5 protein-coding genes and 1 pseudogene are annotated in these 4,921 nt (G+C 31.4%); 1 reads left to right on the top strand and 5 read right to left on the bottom strand.

Annotated features, from left to right (window positions below; genetic code table 11):
• The 5 genes and pseudogenes from BG20_RS03370 to hisG form a co-directional block, all read right to left on the bottom strand.
• On the bottom strand, positions 1-803 hold an 803-nt coding region (locus tag BG20_RS03370; protein WP_010190927.1), incomplete at its 3' end, for a hydrolase.
• On the bottom strand, positions 800-1,870 hold the full coding sequence (gene hisC / locus BG20_RS03365) for a histidinol-phosphate transaminase (protein ID WP_010190924.1): 1,071 nt from the start codon (positions 1,868-1,870) through the stop codon (positions 800-802). The genes BG20_RS03370 and hisC, both read right to left, overlap by 4 nt.
• A pseudogene (gene hisD / locus BG20_RS03360) lies at positions 1,870-3,139 on the bottom strand (histidinol dehydrogenase). The gene hisC and the pseudogene hisD overlap by 1 nt, the downstream one beginning before the upstream one ends.
• A complete protein-coding gene (locus BG20_RS13080; RefSeq protein WP_238527472.1) occupies positions 3,139-3,306 on the bottom strand; it encodes a hypothetical protein in 168 nt (55 codons plus the stop codon). The pseudogene hisD and the gene BG20_RS13080 overlap by 1 nt, the downstream one beginning before the upstream one ends.
• Entirely contained in the window at positions 3,294-4,115 is an 822-nt protein-coding gene (gene hisG, locus BG20_RS03355; protein WP_010190922.1) for an ATP phosphoribosyltransferase, read from the bottom strand. Before hisG ends, BG20_RS13080 begins: the two co-directional genes overlap by 13 nt.
• Positions 4,116-4,174: 59 nt before the next feature.
• On the opposite strand from hisG, the gene BG20_RS03350 reads away from it, so the two are divergent.
• Positions 4,175-4,921: hypothetical protein (locus BG20_RS03350; protein WP_010190921.1), on the top strand; the 747-nt coding region annotated here is incomplete at its 3' end.

Below are 4,921 nucleotides of genomic sequence, written 5' to 3'. Positions count from 1 at the left end.
TCCATAGAATCCCCCACATAGACACAATTAGTACATACCATTCCCTTTATTGAACGAATTAAAGATTCAGGATTGGGTTTTGCAAGTTCTCTTGATTCATCTTCTAAAAATGCAGAATTTTTCAGATCAAATTTATCTAATAATGATTTTAGGGAATATTTGACTGATTCTTTTCCACGTCCTGATACAATTGAAATTTTAGAAGTGATTTTTTTTGCTAATTTTTCAATCAGTTTGTTAGTTACTATGACAACATCGTTGTTTATCAACCCAGATTCTGAAAATTGAGATGGTTTTTTGAAAAATTTGAGATATAGTTCTGGACCATAAAAGATTTGATCAAATATTTGGTATAACGGATTATTATGGTGAGTTCCAGGATATGATAGCTTATTTTTAATATCATTGACATCTGCGAGTTTCTCAATATAATGTTCTACAGATAAAATTCCTGAAGAGTCCGTATTTGCTATGACATCAAAGATAAATTTCTGTTGATCAATCCTAAGTTTTTCTGCTGCAACAATTGAAAGAATTGCAGCATATGTAAGATCAACTTCATCATTAAATCCTCCAGTAGATTTGAAGCCATCAATGATTTTTGAATTAATTGTAATTGGGTTTGATATATTTGCCATGTTTGCTACAATGTATTGAGTAGTTTTCTGAATTGCTAAATCATATGATTTAGTTACATCAATTAGTACCCCATCACAATCAAAAATTATTCCATCTAGTGTTAGAATTTCATTTTTTATAGAATCATCTATGTAAATACCGGGTTGTTTTATTGTTAAGGTCATTCTAACAAATCACGGATTGCAAGTAAAAATTTAGAGTTCATCTCTTTGGTTCCAACTGTAACTCTGAGACAACCATCATGCTTTCCAATTTTTCCAAGTTTTCTAATTGAGATTCCTTGTTCTGCAAGTGCATCATAGACTCTTTTGTAAGATCCGTGAGCATCAAAGAGTACAAAGTTAGCCTTGGAGTCAAAAACCTCAAAGGCATCATATTTTCTAAGATTCTCGATTATTCGTTTTCGCTCTTCCTTGATTAATTGAACAGCATTTTTCATTTGAGCAGATTGTTCCAATGCAAGAATCGCAGATTCGATGGTAATTGTACTAACAGGATATGGATATTGCAGTATTTGATTAAACGTATCTGTGAATTTTTTATTTGCAATAAAATATCCTAATCTTAAGCCAGCCAAACCAAACGATTTTGAGAGTGTCTGTACAACAACTAGGTTTTCTTGTGTTTTTACCATTCCAGATAATGAAAATTCTCCAAATTCACCATATGCTTCGTCAATTATTATTAATCCGTCAAAAGTTTTCACTAATTTTTGTAGATCATCTTTTTGAAACTGAAATCCAGTTGGATTGTTTGGAGAATCAAGGTACAAGATATCTGCATTTTTGGATATTTTTAGAAATTCTTTCACATCTAATGTCATATCATTTGAAAATGGAATTGTAGTAACTGGAATTGCATATAGTTTGCATCTTTCTTCAAAGAATCCGAAGGTTGGATTTGATGTAAGAATTTTAGTTTGCTTTGTTGCAATATTTGACAAAATCAGATCCAGTATTTGATCAGAACCATTTCCAACACCAATCATAGTGGAATCAACTTTGAGGAACTTTGATAATTGAGCAATCAGTCGTTCTACTCCACCCAAAGGATATTCTCTAATGTCACAATTTTTTTTTGCATTGTTGATTAGATCCTGTTGAAATTGTTTAGAGATGACATAGTTCTCATTAGAATCAAGTTTGAGTGTATCAGGACGTATCTCTGGTTTTTTATATCCTCCAATAGAAGTCAATTCTTTAATTCTTTTTTCAATCCAATTTTTTTTCATTACATTCTACCTCGTACTGCTTCATAATGATTTGGAAGTCCTTCTGACTCAGTAAATATTTGCATAGATTTTGAGATTTTTGATAAAGATTTCTTTGATGCAGTGATCTGTGTGTTTATTTTCATAAAGTCTAAAACAGAGAGGGAACCACGTACTTTACCAAATCCATTAGTTGGTAAGATATGATTTGAGCCTAAAAGATAATCACTTGCAGATGATGGAGTGTTATCTCCAAGTAGTATTAATCCAGAAGAAGTAATTTTTGATGCAAAGGCACTGGGATTTTTTGTCATAATTTGCAAATGTTCTGGAGCTAATTCATTTGCTAGCTTAATAATATCTGAATTGTTTTTACATATTGCAAGAAAGCCATTTTCTATAAGACTGGTCTTTACAAAATTATTTCTTTTGACTTTACCAACCAGATCATCAACTATTTTATCAACTGTTTTTGCCAGTTTCTCGGAATTAGTTATCAAATAACAAAAAGTATCATTGCTGTGTTCTGATTGTGAGATTAGATCTAATGCAACGTATTGTGGATTAGCAGTTGAATCTGCGATAATTCCTAATTCCGTAGGACCTGCAAGCATGTCAATTGATGTTTTATCGTTAATCATTGACTTTGCAAGTGTTACAAATGGACCACCAGGTCCAACTATTTTATCAACTTTAGGTATGGAGATTGTACCAAAGGATAAAGCAGCGATTGCTTGAGCGCCTCCAACACGATAAATTTCGCTTGCACCACACAAATTTGCAGCTACAATAGTCAACGGATCAATTTTTCCATCCGAATTAGGAGGAGATACAACTACGATTCTTTTCACTCCTGCAATTTTTGCAGGAATTACAGACATTATAACAGAGCTTGGATATCTCGCCAAACCACCTGGAATATAACAACCTACACTTTGTATGGGTTGGAATTTTTTCGAAATTTTTATTCCATCTATGTTAATGGTTTTATTTTTTTAAAATAGACTTTACACTAGATTCAGTTTTTTCTAATCTCTGTTTAGACAATTTTATTGCGTTTATTTCATTTTGAGATACTTTAGAAAATGCACTCTTTATTTCATTTTGTGATAAACGAAGTGAAGTGATTTTACTACCACTAAATTTTTCTTCAAATTTTTTTATTGCAAAATCTCCATTTTTTTGTACATCTTTTAAAATAGAATCTACCACAAGCTTATTTTTTTGTGGCTGTTTTGGCAAAACTTGGCTTACAAACTTGTCCACATTAGTTACTCGAATTATTTTCATCAATTTTCTTCATCACGCTTAATCTCCTCTAGTTCTAGAATTTGTCTTGGTTCATGAACAACTAGTCCCTGGGCAATTTTTCTAAGTTTTGGAATTAGTTTGTGAAAATCTGCTTTTTGGATAATCGTGTTTATCCCATACCATCCTTCTTCACTTAGTGGACTAATTGTTGGTTTTTCAGAGATGGTATTTCGTGTAAAAGTTTTTTCAAGTTCTTTTCTTCTACATTTAGGTAAATGTGAAGATACTTTCTTCCATGTACTGCACCTCGCATTAAGGTAACAATATCAAATATTTTTTCACGTTTTTGAGGATCCCTTAAAGATTTTTTATTGACAATTAAATGAGCTGTAGATGTAATAACTTCGTCAACAATCTTTAATTTATTTTGTTTTAGTGTAGTTCCAGTTTCAGTTACATCCATTATTGCATCTACATCTTCAGGAGGTTTTGCTTCTGTTGCACCAAATGATAAATGAATTTGCACATTCTTGTTTGTTCCAAGTCTGACCCACGGTGTTACGATTAAAGGATCTTTTGTTCCATAATGTTTTTTATATGATTTAGATTGCTTTAGAAACTTTGATGCGGTAATAAGATATTCAGATGATATACGAAGTATTTTTTTCTTCTTAGCATAATCAGCTATCATTTCATCCAGATTTTTGTAATGATATTTTTCAGGAAAAGCAACAACCAGACGAATTTTTCCGTATTCTAAATCTAATATTGGTTCAACATCAGCGTTTGTTTCACCAACCCAATCTTTTCCAGTGATACCAACATCATACAATCCTTCCGATACTAGTGTTGGAATTTCTTGTGGCCTAAGCATTTTTACAACAATATTTGGATCATCAAGATACACTCTGTAAGTTCTGTCTTTTCTATTTACTTGAGTCCATGATCTTTCAAGAAGTTTGAACGTTGCTTCCTCAAGACTACCTTTAGGTATAGCAAAGCGAATTTGCGACATTTCTTATACTTCTCTAAACTTAGTATATAATAACTTCATTTATTTTAAAAAGTATAGATATGAAATTATTGAAAAAGATCATTTTAGGTATTGCTGCATTATCAATTATTGGAATCTCTGTTTATTTGGGAACAAATACAACACAAGACATACCAATTCAAAAAGAAATACAAAATTTGCCAAATACAGAATTGATAAAATGGGGTAGTGGTAGTTTGTTTGATATTTTTGTGGATCCAAAAGATTTCGTTACTATAAACGGAAAGCAGATACCTATGAAAGCCACTTTTGAATTAAAACCAGATCTATCAGAAACTTATTCAGAGATTGGAGTTTATGATAAAAAAAATAAACCGCTAGTTATCATTCCAATATATACTGCAAGTGCATACTCAGAAGATGGTTTTTATGATTTTTACGCTGGAAAGTGTGATACTTGTACAACAACAAAGATTGTATCAATTGATCAATTAGGGGAACAATCTAGTGCAAATGCAGTCAAAGTTTTAAAATTATTAGGATATGATTCAATTACAGATATAGAACTTGATAAAAATCCAAACATACTTTCAAAATACGATAAGATCATTTTGTTACATAATGAGTATGTTACAAAAAAGATGTTTGATGCAATTACATCTCATCCAAACATAATCTACTTGTATCCTAATGCGTTATATGCTGAAATATCAGTAAATTTTGTAGATAATACAATATCGTTAATTAGAGGACATGGGTATCCGGATTCAAATATCGACAATGGTTTTGATTGGAAGTATGACAATACACGTCCAGATGAATTTGAT

Origin of the sequence: Candidatus Nitrosarchaeum limnium BG20 (assembly GCF_000241145.1) — an archaeon.
In the GTDB taxonomy this organism is placed as follows: Archaea; Thermoproteota; Nitrososphaeria; order Nitrososphaerales; family Nitrosopumilaceae; genus Nitrosarchaeum; species Nitrosarchaeum limnae.
Note: the sequence above shows the minus strand (reverse complement) of the source record. Positions and strands in the feature narration are given on the sequence as shown.